16 protein-coding genes are annotated in these 17,801 nt (G+C 73.6%); all 16 read right to left on the minus strand.

Annotated features, from left to right (window positions below):
- Nucleotides 1–13: 13 nt before the first annotated feature.
- Nucleotides 14–1,222: a methionine adenosyltransferase gene (metK, locus tag F4562_RS24545; protein ID WP_184540944.1), complete on the minus strand. Its 1,209-nt coding sequence runs from the start codon at nucleotides 1,220–1,222 to the stop codon at nucleotides 14–16.
- A gap of 159 nt (nucleotides 1,223–1,381) precedes the next feature.
- Nucleotides 1,382–2,584 (minus strand): 3-deoxy-7-phosphoheptulonate synthase, encoded by a 1,203-nt coding sequence (locus tag F4562_RS24550; protein WP_184540943.1) that lies wholly within the window; start codon nucleotides 2,582–2,584, stop codon nucleotides 1,382–1,384.
- A 202-nt stretch (nucleotides 2,585–2,786) separates the two neighbouring features.
- Nucleotides 2,787–3,278: a PhzA/PhzB family protein gene (locus F4562_RS24555; RefSeq protein ID WP_184540942.1), complete on the minus strand. Its 492-nt coding sequence runs from the start codon at nucleotides 3,276–3,278 to the stop codon at nucleotides 2,787–2,789.
- 58 nt (nucleotides 3,279–3,336) lie between these two features.
- The gene (locus F4562_RS24560) at nucleotides 3,337–5,151 is read right to left on the minus strand and encodes a methyltransferase (protein WP_184540941.1); all 1,815 of its coding nucleotides are present in this window, start codon (nucleotides 5,149–5,151) and stop codon (nucleotides 3,337–3,339) included.
- Nucleotides 5,152–5,172: 21 nt separating this feature from the next.
- Entirely contained in the window at nucleotides 5,173–6,558 is a 1,386-nt protein-coding gene (locus F4562_RS24565; protein ID WP_184540940.1) for an aldehyde dehydrogenase family protein, read from the minus strand.
- Nucleotides 6,558–7,658, minus strand: a complete 1,101-nt coding sequence (locus F4562_RS24570; RefSeq protein WP_311733944.1) for a phenazine antibiotic biosynthesis protein — start codon at nucleotides 7,656–7,658, stop codon at nucleotides 6,558–6,560. The genes F4562_RS24565 and F4562_RS24570 overlap by 1 nt, the downstream gene beginning before the upstream one ends.
- A 153-nt stretch (nucleotides 7,659–7,811) precedes the next feature.
- Nucleotides 7,812–8,840 (minus strand): 3-oxoacyl-ACP synthase III family protein, encoded by a 1,029-nt coding sequence (locus F4562_RS24575; protein WP_184540939.1) that lies wholly within the window; start codon nucleotides 8,838–8,840, stop codon nucleotides 7,812–7,814.
- A 2-nt stretch (nucleotides 8,841–8,842) separates the two neighbouring features.
- The gene (locus F4562_RS24580) at nucleotides 8,843–9,115 is read right to left on the minus strand and encodes a phosphopantetheine-binding protein (RefSeq protein ID WP_184540938.1); all 273 of its coding nucleotides are present in this window, start codon (nucleotides 9,113–9,115) and stop codon (nucleotides 8,843–8,845) included.
- The gene (locus F4562_RS24585) at nucleotides 9,112–10,875 is read right to left on the minus strand and encodes an amino acid adenylation domain-containing protein (protein WP_184540937.1); all 1,764 of its coding nucleotides are present in this window, start codon (nucleotides 10,873–10,875) and stop codon (nucleotides 9,112–9,114) included. The genes F4562_RS24580 and F4562_RS24585 overlap by 4 nt, the downstream gene beginning before the upstream one ends.
- Before the next feature lie 322 nt (nucleotides 10,876–11,197).
- On the minus strand, nucleotides 11,198–11,719 hold the full coding sequence (locus tag F4562_RS24590; protein ID WP_184540936.1) for a flavin reductase family protein: 522 nt from the start codon (nucleotides 11,717–11,719) through the stop codon (nucleotides 11,198–11,200).
- Nucleotides 11,720–11,751: 32 nt separating this feature from the next.
- Entirely contained in the window at nucleotides 11,752–12,390 is a 639-nt protein-coding gene (phzG, locus tag F4562_RS24595; protein ID WP_184540935.1) for a phenazine biosynthesis FMN-dependent oxidase PhzG, read from the minus strand.
- A 9-nt stretch (nucleotides 12,391–12,399) separates the two neighbouring features.
- A complete protein-coding gene (locus F4562_RS24600) occupies nucleotides 12,400–13,239 on the minus strand; it encodes a PhzF family protein (RefSeq protein ID WP_184540934.1) in 840 nt (279 codons plus the stop codon).
- Nucleotides 13,240–13,367: 128 nt separating this feature from the next.
- The gene (locus tag F4562_RS24605; RefSeq protein ID WP_184540933.1) at nucleotides 13,368–13,730 is read right to left on the minus strand and encodes a hypothetical protein; all 363 of its coding nucleotides are present in this window, start codon (nucleotides 13,728–13,730) and stop codon (nucleotides 13,368–13,370) included.
- Nucleotides 13,727–15,616, minus strand: coding sequence for an anthranilate synthase family protein (locus F4562_RS24610; protein WP_184540932.1), 1,890 nt, complete (start codon nucleotides 15,614–15,616; stop codon nucleotides 13,727–13,729). Before F4562_RS24610 ends, F4562_RS24605 begins: the two co-directional genes overlap by 4 nt.
- The gene (locus tag F4562_RS24615) at nucleotides 15,613–16,236 is read right to left on the minus strand and encodes an isochorismatase family protein (RefSeq protein ID WP_184540931.1); all 624 of its coding nucleotides are present in this window, start codon (nucleotides 16,234–16,236) and stop codon (nucleotides 15,613–15,615) included. Before F4562_RS24615 ends, F4562_RS24610 begins: the two co-directional genes overlap by 4 nt.
- 119 nt (nucleotides 16,237–16,355) lie before the next feature.
- Nucleotides 16,356–17,579, minus strand: coding sequence for an acyl-CoA dehydrogenase family protein (locus tag F4562_RS24620; RefSeq protein WP_184540930.1), 1,224 nt, complete (start codon nucleotides 17,577–17,579; stop codon nucleotides 16,356–16,358).
- Between the last annotated feature and the right edge of the window lie 222 nt (nucleotides 17,580–17,801).

Genomic DNA, 17,801 nt, shown 5'->3' on the forward strand with positions numbered 1-17,801 from the left:
GGGGAGAGGCCGATCATCCACCCGCGGCGGCGCGCAGGGCGTCGGCGCGGTCGGTGCGCTCCCAGGTGAAATCCGGCAGCTCCCGGCCGAAGTGCCCGTAGGCCGCGGTCTGCGCGTAGATCGGCCGTAACAGGTCCAGATCACGGATGATCGCGGCCGGACGCAGGTCGAACACGGCGCCGACGGCCTCGCCGATCGACTCCGGCGCCACGGTGTGGGTGCCGAAGGTCTCCAGGAACAGGCCGACCGGTTCGGCCCTGCCAATTGCGTACGCCACCTGGATCTCGCAGCGTGCGGCCAGGCCCGCCGCGACCACGTTCTTGGCCACCCAGCGCATGGCGTAGGCCGCCGAGCGGTCCACCTTGGACGGGTCCTTGCCGGAGAAGGCGCCGCCGCCGTGGCGGGCCATGCCGCCGTAGGTGTCGATGATGATCTTTCGTCCGGTCAGGCCGGCGTCGCCCATCGGGCCGCCGACCTCGAACCGCCCGGTGGGGTTGACCAGCAGCCGGTAGCCGTCGGTCTCCAGCTTCACGCCGTCCTCGGCGAGCGCCCGCAGTTCCGGTTCGACGACGAACTCGCGGATGTCGGGGGTCAGCTGAGAGACCGGGTCGACACCCGAGGCGTGCTGGGAGGAGACCACCACGGTGTCCAGCCGCACCGCCCTGTCGCCGTCGTACTCGACGGTGACCTGCGTCTTGCCGTCCGGCCGCAGGCAGGGGATGGGCCCGTCCTTGCGCACCGCCGACAGCCGGTGCGCGAGCCGGTGGGCCAGGGTGATCGGCAACGGCATCAGCTCGCGGGTCTCGTCGCAGGCGTAGCCGAACATCAGGCCCTGGTCGCCCGCACCCTGCCGGTTCAGTTCGTCCGGGTCACCCTCGATCCTGGCCTCGTAGGCGGCGTCCACCCCCTGGGCGATGTCGGGGGACTGCGCGCCGATGGACACCGACACCCCGCACGAGGCCCCGTCGAAGCCCTTCCTGGAGGAGTCGTAGCCGATTTCGAGGATCTTGTCGCGCGCCAGGGCCGCGATGTCCGCGTAACCGCTGGTGGTGACCTCCCCGGCGACGTGCACCAGGCCCGTCGTGACGAGGGTCTCCACGGCGACCCGGGCGTCCGGGTCCTGACGGAGGAGGGCGTCGACGATCGTGTCGCTGATCTGGTCGGCGATCTTGTCGGGATGGCCCTCGGTCACCGATTCCGAGGTGAACAGACGACGGGACATACTCGTCCTCCAGATGGTCGGTGTCGGGTGGTGGACCTCCGGGCCGCCCGGTGTCGGCGGGTCGGCCGGTGGCGGTGGCTTGGCCGGTGTCGGCGGGTTGTTCGGCGCCGGCGGGTTGTTCGGCGCCGGTGGGGCGGCCGGTGTCGGGGTCGGCCCGTGTCAGCGGGCCGGCCCCCGGGGGCCGGGCCGGGACCAGGCGGCGACCAGGGAGATGGCCTGCCGGGCGGTGAGCCGTGGGTCGCAGAGGGTGGTGTGCCGGTCGCCGACGAGGCCGAGGGCGGAGGCGTCCGCGACGCACTCGGTCACCGGGTCCGGTGTGGTCTCCAGGTGCAGTCCGCCGGCCACCCCGCCGCCCGCGGCCACCGCGTCCCGGAAGCCGTGCACCTCCCGGGTCATGGTGTCCACCAGGCGGGTCTTCCTGCCGTCGGGGGCGACGACGGTGTTGCCGTGCATCGGGTCGCACAGCCAGATCACCGGATGCCCCGCGGCGCGCACCCGTGCCACCAGGGAGGGCAGCCGGTCGCCGACGGCGCCGGCTCCCATACGCGCGATGAGGGTGAGGCGGCCCGGCTCACGCAGGGGGTCGAGCCGCTCGCACAGGGCGGTGATCTCATCCGTGCCCATCGCCGGGCCGACCTTGCAGGCGACCGGGTTGGCGAGGCCGGCGAGCAGTTCGACGTGGGCGCCGTCCAGCCGGCGGGTGCGTTCCCCGATCCACGGCCAGTGGGTGGAGGCGAGCCAGCGCCGGCCGTCCCCGCACTCGCGGATCATCGGTATCTCGTAGTCCAGGAGCAGCGCCTCGTGGCTGGTCCACACCAGGGGTTCGACGTCGGGCCAGACCCGGGGGGTCGGCGCGTGCCACCCGAGGTGCTTCACGATGTCGCTCGCCGCCATGTAGGCGGTGAGGATGCGCAGCGGGTCCGGGCGCCGGCTCTCCGGGTCGGGGTCCGGGCTGTTGACCATGTGGCCCCGGTAGGCGGGCAGCGTCAGGTCGCCGACCCGTTCCGTCGGGTTCGAGCGGGGCTTGGCGAACTGGCCGGCCATGCGTCCGACGCGCAGCACCGGCCCGTGGGTGGCCGTCTTCAGGGTGGCGGCCAGCAGGTGCAGCACGGCCGACTTGCGCCGGACGTGCTGCGGGGTGCACTCCTGCGGTGACTCGGCGCAGTCTCCGGCCTGCACCACGTGGGCCTCGCCCGCGGCGACCCGGGCGAGGAGGGAGCGGAGCGCGTCCACGTCGTCCGCCCCGACCAGCGGGGGACGGGAGCCGAGGATCTCCCGGACGAGCCTGACCTGCGACGGGTCGCTCCATTCGGGTTGCTGGAGGGCCTCGGCTTGTTGAACGTCCAGAACGGAATGTGTCACGACGGGTCCTTCTGGGAGGGTGAGCGGAATGTCGGCCGGAACCCCGCGCGCCGGACGCGGCGGATACACCAGGCGCGTCGTGCGCGCGGGGCGTGCCGTGCGTGCCGTGCGTGCGAGGCGTATCGGCTGCGCCGGACGCGTCGGGTGCACTGGACGCACCGGGTGCGTTTGACGCGCCGGACGCGGCGGGCACGGGGGCATGTCACGTGGGGATGCCCTCCCTCCTGATCTCCGGCACGTCGATGCCCAGGGCCCGGAACTGCCGGCAGGGGTTCATGAACTCGCGCTGCTGCTTGATCCGCCCGTTCTCGAACAGGAACGAGTGGATGAAGTGGTTGCGGTAGTGACCCTCCGGATACCCCTCGTAGACGATCTTTCCTTCGCCGTCGCACTCGACCCAGAACCGGTCGGGATCCTGGGTGTCGAAGATCTCGACGTTGGTCCAGACCCAGTCCGGGAAGCACCTCAGCGACCACACGGCGTGCTCGCCCAGCCGGTCCCGGCCGCGGATGACGATCGGTTCGCCGCTGTCCGTGGTCCACAGGCCGCCGATCCCGTCCTCGGTGAAGAGCAGGTGCCGCCTGAGACGGTCCTGGCCCCGGGTGTTCATGTACCGCTCGACGACGGCGCGGTTGCGGTCGCGCACCTGCGCGTCGGAGGTCTGGACGCGGGGGGATGCGATGTCGTGCGCCATGGTTGTCTCACCTCTCCTGTGGTGGTCATCTGATCGGTTCGGTGCCCGTCGCCCGAGGTCAGCTCCGGTACGGGGCTTCGGCGGCGGGGGGTACGGCGTGCGGGGGTACGGCGGCGGGTGGGTACGGCGTGCGGTCAGCTTCCGTGCGGGGCCCCGGCGGCGTGGGGGGACGGCGTGCGGCCGGGTCCGCGGGGCCGGGTTCCGGGAGCGACCCCCGGTCCACCGTGCCGTCGGGCCGCCGGGGCAGCGCGTCGAGGGTGACCACGGCGGCGGGCACCAGGTGCGCGGGCAGACGGTCGTCCAGCCAGGCCCGCAGGCGTGCGGTGAGGGCGTCGGCGCGGTGCGTGACGGCAGGGATCTCGGTGAGGTCGCGTGGGGCGGCGGACGCCGGGCGGCAGGTGCCGGTGAGCGCGGTACGGGTGCGGTGGGGCCGGGTGAAGACGGCCTCGAAACGGTCGGGGCGGTCGAGGTCGGGGACGAGGGAGACGTGCAGGCCGGTCCGCGCGGCGACGTCGGTGAGGGCGTGCGGGTCGAGGGCGTGCGGGCCGGCGGCGTGCGGACCGGGAGTGTGTGAGCCGGCGGCCTGCGAGGTGACGGCGTGCGGGTCAGGGGTTCGCGCGTCGGCGGCGTCGCCGGCGGGCCGGGTGAGGAGCCGCCGGGCCCGTGCGGCGTCGCCCTCGGCGAGGGCCCGCCAGGCGGCCGTCTCGCCGGTGAGGCGGGCGTTCGGGATGCCCGTGACCCGGACCGGCGGCGTGGTCGCGGCCAGTCGGCCGGCCAGGTCGGCGATGTCCTTCACCTCCGTGCCCCAGCCGAGGGTGCGGCAGCCGGAGACGTCCTCGACGGCGGCGGGGGCCTTGTGCAGGACGACGTCGTAGCGGTGCCGGGAGAGCTCGTTGTGGTAGTCGCCCCGTTTGAGCTGGATGTCGATCCCGGCGACGGCCGGGTGGGCGTCGGCCAGGGCGGTGAAGTAGCCGGGGTGGACGAGGAGTTCCTCCTCGCGGGCCCGGCTCCTGCGCGCGGCGCGGACGACCGCGTCGGCGTCGGCGCCGTCGTCGCGGTGCAACGCGACGGCGGCGCGGAGGTACTCCACGGTCCTGAGGTCGCGGATGTCGCCGAGGAAGAGCGCGCCGCCGGGGGCCAGCAGGGTGAGGGCCCGGTCGATGACGGTGGCGAGGTAGCGGGGGCCGGGGAAGAGCTGGACGACCGAGTTGACGACGACGGTGTCGAAGTATCCGGCGGGAAGCCCGTCGACACGGTCGGCACCCTGGGCACGGAGGGTGACCCGGCCGGCGAGCCGGGGATCGTCCCCGACGTGGCGGGCGAGGTCGTCCACGGCGACGGGGGACAGGTCGGTGGCCCAGTAGCTCTCGCATTCGGGTGCGATCCGGGAGAGCAGCAGCCCGCTGCCGGCGCCGATCTCCAGGACGCGCCGCGGGCCGAGCTCCAGGACGCGTTCGACGGTCGCGGACCGCCACTTACGCATCTCGTCCAGGTCGATGGGACGGCGGTCGTAGCTGCTGTTCCAGCCGGCGAAGTTGTCCCCCAGCGCGGTGCTGGGCGACGCCCCGTAGAGACGGTCGTAGATCTGCTGCCACTCGTCGACCTGCGCGTCGGCGAGCGCCTCACCGCCGGCGGCGTCCGGGGTCGGGACGACGTAGGCGACCAGCCGGGTGCCGTCACCGGCCGCCGGCGGGCCGGTGCCCTCGCCCGCGCGGGGCCAGGGGACGACGACGGCCTGGGCGACCTGGTCGTGCCCGGCCAGGACGTCCTCGATCTCGCCGGTCGCGGCGCGGGGACCGCCGGCCGTGGTCAGGCCGCTCGCGGGGAGGTTGTCGACGACGACCCGGCCGCCGGGGGCGTTCTCGTGGTTCATCCTTCTCTCCTTCGGGAGGTGTCAGTCGCGGATGACGGACTTGCTGCGCATCAGGAACTCGGCGAGGTACCCGTCGTGCGGGAGTCCGGGCCGCATCTCGTAGGTGCGGTGGTCGCCGGTGTAGACGTTGCCGATGGTCGGCTCCGTGACCAGCCGGTCGAGCAGCCGGTCGTCGTGGGTGACCGCGGTGAGCACGAGGCTGTTCCGCAGTGGCGCGATCCCGTCCCGGGGAGTCCAGGGCGCCACCCACACGCAGGGGAAGGGCAGCTCGACGCCCGCCTGCGGGGCGTCCGGCCGGTCGAGCTGGTGGACGGCGGGCCGCAGCGCGGCGCTGCCGTCCCCCAGTTCGTCGACGACGCCGTCACCGCCCAGCCACGGCCTGGTGCCGGCCGCCCTGTGGAGCAGGTGCGCCTCGACGGCGCGTGCGGCGGCGGCCGGGAGCACCGGCAGGACCGCCTTCTCCTCCTGCGGGGGGAGCCCGACCAGCCCCGCGAGCCGCTCGGCCAGCGCCGCGCAGAGCGGCGCCGGGTCGCCCTGCACGAAGACCGCCGTGGTGTTCACGCATCCGGTGCCCCCGTGCCCGCTCACCGAGTCGGCGATCGTGTCCAGGTGGTCGCGCCAGTCGACGTCGGCGGTCAGCAGCATCTTCGACCGGCCGGGCCCCTGCAGCAGCACCGCCGGGTCGCCGGCGTACTTGCGGACCACGTCCTCGCCGCCGTACACCAGGCCCAGGTCGGCGTCGCGGAGCAGGGCGTCCGCCCGGTCGTGGTCGGTGGGCAGCAGCGCCACCTGGTCGTCGCCGAACCCGGCGGCGCGCAGGGCCGTGACGATCCGGTGCGGGGTGAAGGGGTCGCGGCGGGACGGGCGGACCGCGACACGGTAGCCCATGGCGAGCGCCTCCGGCCAGAGGCTGTGGGTGCCGGGGTGGTTGCCCGCCGCGTGCACGGCGAACACCTCGCCCCGGCGCAGCCACACGCCGCGGCCGGTCCGGGTGAGCGGGTCGCGCCAGTCGTTCACGGTGCCGGTGGGCCGCGCCTGCTGGACGCTCTCGTACACCCTGGACAGGCGGGCCGCGACGGACTCCGCCGCCGTCCGGACGACCGAGATCGGCACGCCCCCCACCCGGCTGACCGCGTGCCGGTAGTCCTCGGCCGACTGGCCGCCGAGTTCGGCGGTCGCGAAGAGCCGGGCCGCGCGCGTGAGCAGGGCGGCCCGCTCGTCCGGCGGGGGAGGGGACGCCTCGCGCAGGGCGGTGACGGTGCGTCCGACGAACAGCGGTGGGACGAGGCTCAGTTCGGCCACGCCCTCGCCGGTCACGTCCGCGACGGTCAGGCGGTTCTGCGAGCGGTACGGGCCCTTCGCCCCGAGGGCGTCGAGGGGGAGCAGGCCGCCGGGTGGCCGGGTCATCAGTAGACCCCCTCGATGACGGTCTCGTTCTCGAACGTCGCGACCGGGGCGATGTCCGCGACGGAGTCGCCGACCCGTCCCGCGGGCGGTTCGATCCGGGTCGCCAGGTCGCGTTCCAGGTTGTTCGGGAGCAGGAACGACGCGCTGATGTGGTTCACCAGCACCCGGCCGCGCTCGCCGTACCCCACCGGCCGGAGGGTCTGCGGGTCGACGACCGAGAACGTCACGTGCGGGCCAGGGGCGTCGAAGACGCAGGGGCCCTCCGGCGGCAGGCCGGGCCGCTCGCCGGCCATCCCGAGGATCATGGTGCTTCCGTAGTTGCCGCACAGGACGGTTCCGGGGAACACCTCGGTCCGGTAGATCTGCCGGGAGTCCGGGTCGAGCCGGGTGCCGCCCCACCTGATGGCCCGCACCTTCTCGTTGACCAGTTTCACCAGGTCGTCCCGCCGGGCCACCCGTTCCAGCAGGGACGGGGTGATGGTGAGCACGCCGATGTCCTGCGAGCGCAGGACGCACTCGGCCTGGTCGACGAGGTGCTCGGCGTACGCGTCGGCGTCGTGCCCGCGGCCCTGCGCGATCAGTCTCTTCACCCAGCGCGGGTCCAGGTCGATCGTGAAGCCGTGGGTGCCGTGCGTGGTCGCGGACCCGCGGAAGAACTCGCCCACGATGTGCGGCCCGGTGGGCACGATCCCCAGCCAGTTCGCTCCTCTGCCGAACCCGTGCGCGTCCAGGTTCGCGTTGCTCCACGCGAGCATCCGGTCCAGCCAGTCGCGCAGGAGCACGACCCGCTTGGGTGCGCCGGTGGTGCCGCCGCTCTCGAAGACGCCGACCACGTCGGGGCGGGGGCCGTACCCCCGGGGGATCAGGTCCTCCACCCGGACGTCCCGCAGCTCCGCCGCCACGTTGGGGAAGAGCGCCAGGTCCCGGTGGGACCTGACGTCCGCGCGCGGGTCGAACCCCAGGGTCGGGGCCCGTTCCAGCCAGTAGGGGGAACCGGTCTCCGGGTTGAAGTGCCACTCCATCGCGGCCCGGACGAACTCGTCCGGGTCGAGAGGCGCGTCGAAGGGAAGGTTGAGGACTTCGGGGACAGCCGGCAGCACGATGCCTCCGCGTTTCGTCGGGGCCCGGGGACGGGCCGGAGGGATGTCGGGGCCCGGGGACGGGCCGGAGGGGTGGGGCACGCGGATGCCCGGCGGATCGGGGACCCGAGGGGGGAGTGCCGGCCACGGCACGCGGGTCCGCCGGGCGTTCCGCTACGCCCGGATCAACGTGGCGCACCAGCGGCCGGTCGAGATGCCGCACAGCGCCACCACGTCGCCGGGTGCCACGTCGCCGTTCTCCAGCCGCACCCCCAGCGAGACCAGCTGGTCCGCGGCGCCCATGTGGCCGTGGTCCGGCGCGAGGTCGGCGTTGGTGCGCGCCAGGGGGATGCCCAGCGGCTCCGCGACGGCGGCGATGCTCGTGGCACTGTCGTTGAGGTAGATGAGGTGGGTGATGTCGTCCCGGCCGAGGCCCGCCCGCCCGCAGGCGCCGTCGATCACCTCCAGGAGGCGTTCGTAGCGGGTCTCCAGGAACCGGCGGAGCGTACGGGGGTCACCGCCGAACTGCTCGCGTATCCGCTCGTGCCCGCCGGGAGCGTCGACGGTCGACCAGCCCTGCGGCGGCACCGGGTTGACGGCGCCGCCGAAGTCGACGCGGAGCAGGTCGCAGTGCTCGGGTTCGGTGAACTGCTCGGTCGCCAGCCAGCGGTTGGCCGGGTGGTCCCGCCGCAGGACGACGGCGACGGCCGCGTCGCTCAGCACCGCGTTGATGGTGTTCATCCGGTTGCGGTGGAACTCGCTGACCCTGTTCACGGCCACGAGCAGCGCCGTGTCGGCGTCCGGCTGCGTCGCCAGGGTCGAGGCCACGTAGTACAGCCCGTGCACGCCGCCTCCGCATCCCTCGTTGAGCAGAAGGGTCTGGGTGCGTTCGATCTTCAGCTCGCGGGCGAGGGCCGCGGCGCCGTCCCAGTAGGAGTACTCCGGCATGTCGGAGGTGGCGAGCACGACCAGGTCCAGCGCGTCGGCGCTCACACCGGCGCGGTCCAGGGCCTGCCGCGCCGCCTCGGCCGCCAGGTCGGTCGCCTGTACGTCGTCGGCCGCGCGGTGGAAGGTGCGGAAACCCCAGTTGATCACCCGTTCGGGGTTGGCGACGTAGTCGCCCGCGGCGGACGCCACGTCCCGGTCCTCGCCGTAGGCGAAGCCGAAGCTTGAGATTCCGAGATCCACGATGGGACCGGCCATGATCACTCCTTTTCGATCGGCTCCCCGGGGACCCGGGACGCCAGCTCCGCGGCGGCCGAGGCGAGGTCCTCCTCGAAGAGGACCATCAGGTCGTACTCGGCGCCCAGCCGCTCCTTGGCGTACCTGCACAGACGCAGGGCGAGGATGGAGTGGCCGCCCAGGTCCAGGAAGTTGTCCCGTGGCGACACCTCGGGCTCTCCGAGAACCCGGGCCGTCCACTCGACGGTCAGCCGCTGCACCTCCGCCACCGGGCCGGTGGTCCGCGTTCTGCTCATCTGCCGTTCTCCTTTCCTTCCTCCCACTTCCGGGCGACCTCGTCCCGGTTGACTTTTCCGTTGACGGTCCGGGGCAGCTGTGGCAGGGGCCGGTAGCCGGCGGGCCGCATGTAGGACGGCAACAGGTTCTTGACGTGGTCGCGCAACACCCGCGCGTCGACCGCGGTCCCCGTACCGGCCTCCGCTCCGGTGCCCGCGCCGGCTGTCGTGCCGGCTGTCGGGCCGGCCGGCACGTAGGCGCACACCAGGCGCTCGTCGCCGGGCTGGAACTCGCGCACCCACACCACCGCGTCGGCGACCAGGTCGTGGGACTGCACCGCCGTCTCGATGTCGCTCAGTTCGATGCGGTACCCGCGGAGCTTCACCTGGAGGTCCTCACGCCCGTGGTAGACCAGGTCGCCGCCGGCGGTGGGGCTCACCAGGTCACCGGAGCGGTAGTAGCGCAGGTCGGGGCCGCCACCGGGCGCCGGCATGTCGGCGAAGCGTTCGGCGTCGAGCTCCGGCCGGTTCAGGTAGCCCCTGCTGACCTGCGGTCCGGCCAGCCACAGCACCCCCTGCTCCCCGGGCTCGGCGTCCCGGCCGTCGGAGGTGATCACCCGGTGGGCGAACCCGGGCAGTGGACGGCCGACGACCGACACGTCCCCCTCCAGGTCGGCTCCGGTCACCTCGTGGAAGGTGGAGTGCACGGTGGTCTCGGTGATCCCGTACATGTTGACCAGGGTCGGCCGCGCCAGCCCGAACCGTTCGGCCCAGGGGCGGATCTTGCCCGGCAGGAGCTTCTCACCGGCGAAGACGACGTAGCGCAGGCTGGGCAGGTCCGCGTTCTCACGGAGCGCTGCCGCCGCGAGCGACCCGAAGGCGGTGGGGGTCTGGTTGAGGACCGATATGCCCATCTCCGCGATGACCCGCAGGCAGCCCTCCGGGGATCGGGCGGTCCAGTGCGGCAGCACCACCAGCCGGCCCCCGGTGGAGAACGCACCCCACATCTCCCAGACGGAGACGTCGAAGGCGACGGAGTGGAACAGCAGCCACCGGTCGGCGGCGGAGAAGGAGAACCTCTGCGCCGCGGCCGCGAGCAGCGCCGCCACCGCGCCGTGGTGGATCGGCACGCCCTTCGGCCTGCCGGTGGTGCCGGAGGTGTAGATGACGTACGCGGTGTCGTCGGGGCCCGGCGGGGGGTCCGCGCGGTCGGAGCCCGCGGGTGCCGCGACCGGCGCGTCCCGCAGCGTCGCCACCCGCTCCCGCCCGATGACGGGGATGCCGGCGGCCCCTGGGGCGGTGGGGCGGGCGGCGTCGGGGAGGACGTCGCCGGCGGTGCCCCGGACGGTGCCGTCGTCGGCCTCCCGGAGCGTGCTCCGGGAGGCGTCGCCGGGGAGGCAGCCGTCCGGGTCGCCGACGAACGCGGTGACCCCGCTGTCCCCGACGACGAACCGGTTGCGGGACGGCGGGTTGTGCACGTCCAGGGGCACGTAGGCCGCGCCGGCCTTCAGGATTCCCAGGATCGCCGCGACGGCCTCGGCCCCCGGCGGCATCCGCAGGGCGACCCGGTCGCCCCGCCGCACGCCGTGCGAGCGCAGCTCCGCGCCGACCGCGCGTGACCAGTCGTCGAGCCGCCGGTAGGAGAAGGAGTCCCCGTCGGCGGTCAACGCGGTGTCCCCGGCGTGTTCCGCGACGGTGCCGGCGAAGATCTCGACGAGTGTCCGGGAGGGTCCTCGCCCGGTTTCCGGGCGGCGGACGCCGTCCGTGCTCACGGAGTTCATGGCGCTCCCCTTACGGGTTGGGTGGCTGATGTGTCGGTTCGTTTCCCGGGTCTCTCCCGGGCGGGTCGGATGACCTCCGGGTCTCTCCCGAGTGGGTCGGATGACCTCCGGGTCTCTCCCGAGTGGGCCGGATGACCTCCGGGTCTCTCCCGAGTGGGCCGGATGACCTCCGGGTCCGTCCCGGGCGGGCCGGACGGCGGGGGTTCCCGCCGCGGTGCCCGCGGTGCGTGCCCCGGTGGCTCGCGATGCGTGCTCCGGCGGCTCGTGGTACCGGCGGTGCGTGCCCCGGGGCTCGCGGTGCCCGCTGCGCGCTCCCCGGGGCTCACCAGCCGGCGAGGTGCAGTGCGCTCAGCCGCTGGTCGTCCGCGGCGCGGGCGGGCACCGGCCGGGAGAAGGACCGGTTGTAGTAGACCAGCGGAATCCGGCCGCTCACGTGGGTCTCCTCGACCCGGCCGATGAGGATGCTGTGGTCGCCGGCGTCGACGACGGAGTGCGTGGAGCAGGCGACCCGCACGCACGCGACCGGCAGGCCGGGCAGGCCGAGTTCGCACGACTCCATGTCACCCGCCGCGAAACGGTCGATCCCGGAGGTGGCGAAGCGGCGCGCGACGCCCACCTGCCCGTGCGCCAGCACGTTGACCAGGAAGTGGCGCACGCCGGTGAAGGCGGTGTGGGTGCTGGCCCGCCTGCCGAGGCAGACCAGGACGAGGGGCGGCTCCAGGGAGACGGAGCTGAACGAGCTGGCGGTGAACCCCCAGCGTCTCCCGGAGGCGTCGACGGTGGTCACCACCGTCACCGGGCCGGGCACGTGGGCCATCGTGCTCGTGAGGATCGTGGGCTCCATGACATCGTCACTCTCTGCCGGGGACGCGGAGGTCAGGGTTGCAGGCGGGTCGCGCACCACCCTCCGGGACGGCGGCTGTAGCGCAGCCGGCGGTGCAGGCGGTCCGGGTCGGCGGACCAGAACTCGACGTCGGCCGGGGACAGCAGGTAGCCGGCGAACCGGTCGGGGCGAGGCAGGGGCCCGCCGGTCTCCGCGAGGCGGCGGGCCTCCTCACGCAGCGCCGGCACGTCGGTCAGCGGCTCGCTCTGCCGCGAGGCGGCCGACATGGGGTGCAGCGGGGCCGCGCGGGCCGCCCAGAGCGCGTCCGACTCGGCGTCGCCGAGCCGCGTCACCGGCCCGGAGAGGATCAGCTGCCGGCCCGTCTCCCGCCAGTAGAACAGCCCGGACGCCCAGCCGGTGGCGGCCAGTTCCCGGCCCTTCCGGCTGCCGCGGTGGCTGGTGAAGACCAGGCCGCGCCGGCTGAACCCGGTGAAGGTGACGATGCGGTTGGAGGCGTGGCCGAGCGCGTCCGCGGTGGCCAGCGCCAGGGAGCGCGGTTCGCGGACACCGTGGTCGGCCGCCTCGGCGAGCCAGCGCCGGATGAGGTCCGTGGGCTCCGGCGGCGGCGTCTCGTACTCGGGAAAGCCGAGGTCGGTCTCGGCGGTGAGGGTTTCGAACCTGCTGGTGTTCACGTCGTCTCCCTAGACGTAGATGGTGCCGCGGGCGGCGACGACGCCGTGGCCCCCGACGTGTACCGGCCCGACGCGGTCTTTCGACCCGTCGGCGGTGGCGAGCATGAGCGACGGCCGGCCCATCTCGACCCCCTGGAGGATCTCGATGTCCTGGCCGTAGCCGGCGTGGCCGTGCCGGGCCAGATGCACGGCGAGCGGCCCGGCGGCCGACCCGGTCGCCGCGTCCTCCACCACGCCGTAGGCGGGGGAGAACATCCGGGTGCGCCAGCGCGTGCCCTCGCCCGCGAAACAGTTGGCGGCCATGTCGGGGAAGCGGGACAGCGCGCGGTGGTCCGGCTGGAGGGCCGACAGCGCCGTCACGCTCTCCAGCCCCACGAAGACATGGCGGGGGCCGTTGCGGTAGACCTCGACCGGGGTCGTGGAGGACTCGACGCCGAGCGCCGCCAGCAGCTCCGCGCCGTGCTCGTACGGCCCCCACTCGGGGACCGGCTGCCGCATGCGGACCGCCACGGAGCCGTCCCCGTCCTCGAAGGCCAGCGCGCACGGGATGACCCCCATGGCGGTCTCCAGCCGCAGGCGCGTCCGCTTGGCGGCCAGGCCGAGCGCCACGGCGGTGCCGAGCATCGGGTGCCCGGCGAACGGCAGCTCGTTGACCGGGGTGAAGATCCGTATCCGGGCGTCGCCGCCGCGCTCGGCCGGCAGGACGAAGGTGACCTCGGAGAGGTTCATCTCCCGGGCGACGCGCTGCATCAGACCGGCGGTCAGGTCGGCGGCGTCGAAGAAGACGGCCACGGGGTTGCCTTCGAGCGGTTTGCGGGCGAAGGCGTCCACGACCAGGTACTCGTGCATGGGCGGAACTCCCGGAGAGGTCGGCGGCGGATTCGGAACGTGGGCTTCGGGGGACTTCAGCGGCTTCGGAGGGACTTCGGGTCGAGAGGACTTCGGGACAGGAGGGCTTGGCGGGAGCCCGGCGTGCTTCAGGGGCTTCGAGATGCTTCGGGGGACTCAGGGGCGAGGGCGGGGCCGAGGCCGTGCAGGGCGGCGAGCGAGTGGACGCCCTCGACGGTGGCCTCGACGTCGAACCTCAGCCGGTGCGCGGGTGCCCCGCCGATCAGCTCGGCCGCGCGGTTGGGCGGCAGCGTCCCGTCCGCGGGACGGTCCGCCTCCCAGAGCATCACCGCACCCCACCGGTTGCGCCGGCGGTCGGCCACCCAGAGTTTCAGCACCAGGCCGGGCACCCCGGCCCACGGTTCGGCGGCCCCGTCCCGCAGGTGCTCCCGCAGGGAGTCCACGGTCTGCGGCGACCCGTCCAGGTCCCACCAGGCGATGTCCACTCTCATCGGCCCAGCACCCCCCGGATGGCCTCGGCGGTGATGCGGGGGCCGTCGACGGTCAGCACCGACTCGGCGTGGAACTGCATGGAGGCGAAGAACGGCCCCCGCAGGGCGTGCACCTCGCACGTCTCCGGGTCGCGGCTGACGTCCACCACGCCGATCCCACCGACGTCCAGTTCGTCCTCGTCGCTGCGCGCGGCGTACGTGTTGTAGAAGCCCACCCGCTCACGGCCGTCGAACAGGCCGATCTCCCGCTGCACCCCCTGGTTGGGCACCCGCCTGCGGACCAGGTCGAGTCCGAGCCGCAGGCTGAGCACCTGGTGGCTGAGGCAGACGGCCACGAAGGGGCGGTCCTCCGCGAGCAGGGTGTCCACCGCCGACCGCAGGTGCGCGATCCGGGGGTCGCCGGTCGCGCGCGGGTCGCCGGGGCCGGGCCCCAGCACGACCAGGTCGTGCCCGTCGAAGTCGTAGAGCTCGTCGAAACGCCGTGTCGTCACCGACAGGCCCAGCGCGCGCAACTGCTGGCCGATCATCGCGGTGAAGGTGTCCTCCGCGTCCACGACCAGGGCCCGCAGCCCGGCCAGCTCGGCGACCTCCGCCCGGCGGGCGGTGCCGTCACGCAGCCAGAAGTCCGCGATACCGGTGTTGCGCCGTGCCAGGGCCGCGCGCACCTCGGGGTGCACCCCGAAGGGGGCGGTGCCCGCCTCCAGCGCGCTCAGCACCCCGGACGCCTTCGCGTGGGTCTCGGCGACCTCCGACGCCGGGTCGGAGTGCCGCACCAGCGTGGCGCCGACGCCCAGGCGCAGGCGGCCGCCCGGGTCGATGTCGGCCGTGCGGATGAGGATGGCGGAGTCGAGGGTGCGTTGCCCGTCCGCGTCCCGGCCGATCAGCGCGGCGACGCCGCCGTAGTAGCCACGCCCCTGCGGCTCGTAGCGCCGCACGACACGGGCCGCGCTCTCCAGCGGGCTGCCGGTGACGGTCGGGGCGAACATCGTCTCGCGCAGGATCTCGCGCACGTCCCGCCCGGTCCGGCCCTCGATGAGGTACTCGGTGTGGGCGAGGCGAGCCATCTCCTTCAGGTACGGCCCGACGACCCGGCCTCCGGTGTCGCAGATCCGCGCCATCATCTTGAGCTCCTCGTCGAGGACCATGTAGAGCTCGTCGGTCTCCTTGCGGTCGGCGAGGAACTCGGTGATGCCCCGCAGGGTGGGCCCGGTGGCCGGGTACCGGTAGGTGCCGCTGATCGGGTTCATCACGGCGGTGGCACCGCTGAGCGAGATGTGCCGCTCCGGGGTGGCGCCGACGAGGGTCCGCCGGCCGGTGTGGATGACGAAGGTCCAGTACGCACCCTGCTCGTGCTCCAGCAGGCGGCGGAAGAGCGACACCGCGGTGCGCGGCGAGTAGTCGCCGACGTCGGCCACGAAGGAGCGTTTGATCACGAAGTTGGAGCCGGTCCCGGTTCCGATCTCGTCGGTGACGACCCGGCGGACGGTCTCGGCGTACCGGTCGTCCGCCACGTCGAAGTGGCCGTCGCTCAACCGCGCCGGCACGTCCGGCACCCGGCTCGCCAGCTCGGGCAGGGACGTGCTCGCCTGCTCGGCGACCGTCATCGCCACCAGCGGCGTGCCGTCGTCGTGCGTGGTGAAGCCCCGCTCGGCGATCTGCCGGTACGGCACGACCACCAGCACCTCGTGGGCCGCTCCGGGGCCGGGAGGTGCCGCGGGCAGGGGGATGCCGGCCAGCGAGGCCGGTGACGTCACCTCTCCCGCCAGGACGTCGACGGCGTCGGGCGAGCCGCTCTGCGGGCGGTGGAGCAGCGCGAAGGCGGGCGTCTCCAGGGCCAGGACCCGGCCGAGCAGGTCGCGGCCGGTTTCCACGGCCGGGGCGCTCACGCGAACACCTCCCCGGAGGAGACGACCACCCCGCAGCGTTGCGCCACGTAGTCCAGCGCGAACCGGTGGTGGGTCGCGGAGAAGTCGCCCAGCGCGTCGGCCGCCAGGAACGGCTGGATGTCGTTGGTGAACGCCTCCAGCGCGGTGGCCAGCACCCCGACGTGCGCGTAGACGCCGCACACGACGAGCTGGTCCCGCCCGGCTCCGCGCATCCATCCGAGCAGGTCGGAGCCGAAGAAGGCGCTGTAGCGCCACTTGGTGAACACCCGGTCGCCCGGGGCGGGCGTGAGCTCCGGCACGACCTCGCGGTCGGCCGGCTCGGTCCGCATCCCGGCCCCCCAGAAGTCCTTGAGCAGCCCACGCTGCCGGTCCGTCATCCCGCCGGGCTGCGCGGTGTAGGCCACCGGCACGCCCAGGGCCGCGCAGCGCCGGCGCAGCCGGGCCGTGTTGCGCACCAGCGTGCCGCGCAACGGTTCGGGCAGGACGTTGAGGAAGTAACGCTGCATGTCGTGGACGAGGAGCACCGCGCGCTCCGGACGCGGGGTCCACCGCGCCAGGTTCTCGGGCAGGGCCTGGCTGTCCGGCAGCGGGTAGGAGTCGATCGGCGGTATACCGGCCATCGGGAACCCTCTCAGGGGAAGACGTGCTCGTTCTGCGGGCTTCGCCGCGCTCCGCGGCTGCTTCTGCGGGCTTCGCCGCGCTCCGCGGCCGCCGGGGATTCCGGTGAGCGCTTCGCGGGTCACACCAGGAGGCTGATCTCCCGCGGGTCCCCGCCGACCAGCGCGCGGCCGTAGACCTGCTGCGGGATGCCCATGCCGAAACCCGCGTGCCGGCTGCCGACGTTGACGTCGCGCCAGATCCGCTGGAGCGGGTTGGCCTCGTTGAACGCCGACGAACCGTAGGCGGTGAGCAGCAGGTCCACCGCCTCGCGGCAGAGCTGGCCGGTCTGGGTCGAGTCCATGCGGGCACGGGCCCGGGTCACCAGGTCCGGGTTCTCACCCGCCGCGGCGAACCGGTCGATCCTGTCGGTGATGCCCATCGCGAGCATCCTCGCGGAGTCGACCTTCGTGGCGGCGGCGGCCAGGTCGAGCTGGAGGGTCGGCGACTCCGCCTGGTTCGCGTACGTGGAACCGGCCGCGGGACGGGTCGGCGCCTTCTCCTGGACGTAGCGGAACGCCTCCTCCGCGCCGCCGACGAGCGACCCGATCAGGCCGATCGAGAACAGGCCGGTCAGGCTGTTGCGGTAGTGGTGGCTCGGGTCGACCACCCCGTCCGTCTCGCCGTTGAGGACCGGCAGGTACGGCAGCAGGCGGTGCCGGGGGACGAAGACCCGGTCGGCGACCACGGTGTCGCTGCCGGTCCCGCGCATGCCGGCGAAGTGCCAGGTGTCTTCGACCGACACCTCGTCCATCCGCATCAGCGCGAAGTGCACGACGGGCCCGCCCGACCCGCCGCCCACGGCGATGAGCACCCCGATCCAGTCGGCGTGCCGGCACCCGGAGGCGTAGGCCCACCGGCCGGTGACCAGGACACCGCCGTCTGTCTCCGTCACGCCCCTGGCGGGCATCCCCAGCACCAGGGCGGTCCGGGCGTCCGGGTTCGTGCCCCACACCTCGTCCTGGGCGGTCTCCGGGAACAGCGACACGACGAAGTTCCCCGCGTTCAGGACACCGGTCACCCAGCCCGCGGAACAGCAGCCGCGTCCCAGCTCGGCGGTCACGTCCAGCAACGTCCGGATGCTCGTCTGGTAGCCGCCCAGCCGCCGCGGCGTCATGAGCCTCGTCAGGCCCGCCTCGGTGATCCCCGAGACGACCCGTCCGGTGAGGCGGCGCGTGCGCTCGCTCTCCGCGGCGTCCGCCCAGAGGTCCGCCCGCAGACCGGCCGCCCGCGCCACGAGCTCGGCGTGGCCCGGGACCCGGCCCGGAGGCGTTTCCGTCACATCGTTTCTGGTGTCCACCAGCATGTTCGTTCCTTTCTGTTCACGGGAATGGCCGCGGACTTCGCGGGGAAACGACCGTCGGCCCCGTTTTCCATTCATTCACGACGACCCGTGCCGGTGTCCATGCCCCCGTGCTGGGGTCCGGGATTGCCGTCACCCGACCGGCGCCGTCCAACCGGGGAATTTCCCCGGTTGGGATGTCGTGGCCCTTCGGCGTTCTTCCGCACGGCTCACGCTGAAGGCGAT

Source organism: Streptosporangium becharense (assembly GCF_014204985.1).
Lineage (GTDB): Bacteria > Actinomycetota > Actinomycetes > Streptosporangiales > Streptosporangiaceae > Streptosporangium > Streptosporangium becharense.

Coding starts and splice junctions, on each gene's coding strand:
- metK (WP_184540944.1), bottom strand. CDS start 1,222: ATGTCCCGTCGTCTGTTCACCTCGGAATCGGTGACCGAGGGCCATCCC.
- F4562_RS24555 (WP_184540942.1), bottom strand. CDS start 3,278: ATGGCGCACGACATCGCATCCCCCCGCGTCCAGACCTCCGACGCGCAG.
- F4562_RS24560 (WP_184540941.1), bottom strand. CDS start 5,151: ATGAACCACGAGAACGCCCCCGGCGGCCGGGTCGTCGTCGACAACCTC.
- F4562_RS24565 (WP_184540940.1), bottom strand. CDS start 6,558: ATGACCCGGCCACCCGGCGGCCTGCTCCCCCTCGACGCCCTCGGGGCG.
- F4562_RS24575 (WP_184540939.1), bottom strand. CDS start 8,840: ATGGCCGGTCCCATCGTGGATCTCGGAATCTCAAGCTTCGGCTTCGCC.
- F4562_RS24580 (WP_184540938.1), bottom strand. CDS start 9,115: ATGAGCAGAACGCGGACCACCGGCCCGGTGGCGGAGGTGCAGCGGCTG.
- F4562_RS24585 (WP_184540937.1), bottom strand. CDS start 10,875: ATGAACTCCGTGAGCACGGACGGCGTCCGCCGCCCGGAAACCGGGCGA.
- F4562_RS24590 (WP_184540936.1), bottom strand. CDS start 11,719: ATGGAGCCCACGATCCTCACGAGCACGATGGCCCACGTGCCCGGCCCG.
- F4562_RS24600 (WP_184540934.1), bottom strand. CDS start 13,239: ATGCACGAGTACCTGGTCGTGGACGCCTTCGCCCGCAAACCGCTCGAA.
- F4562_RS24605 (WP_184540933.1), bottom strand. CDS start 13,730: ATGAGAGTGGACATCGCCTGGTGGGACCTGGACGGGTCGCCGCAGACC.
- F4562_RS24615 (WP_184540931.1), bottom strand. CDS start 16,236: ATGGCCGGTATACCGCCGATCGACTCCTACCCGCTGCCGGACAGCCAG.
- F4562_RS24620 (WP_184540930.1), bottom strand. CDS start 17,579: ATGCTGGTGGACACCAGAAACGATGTGACGGAAACGCCTCCGGGCCGG.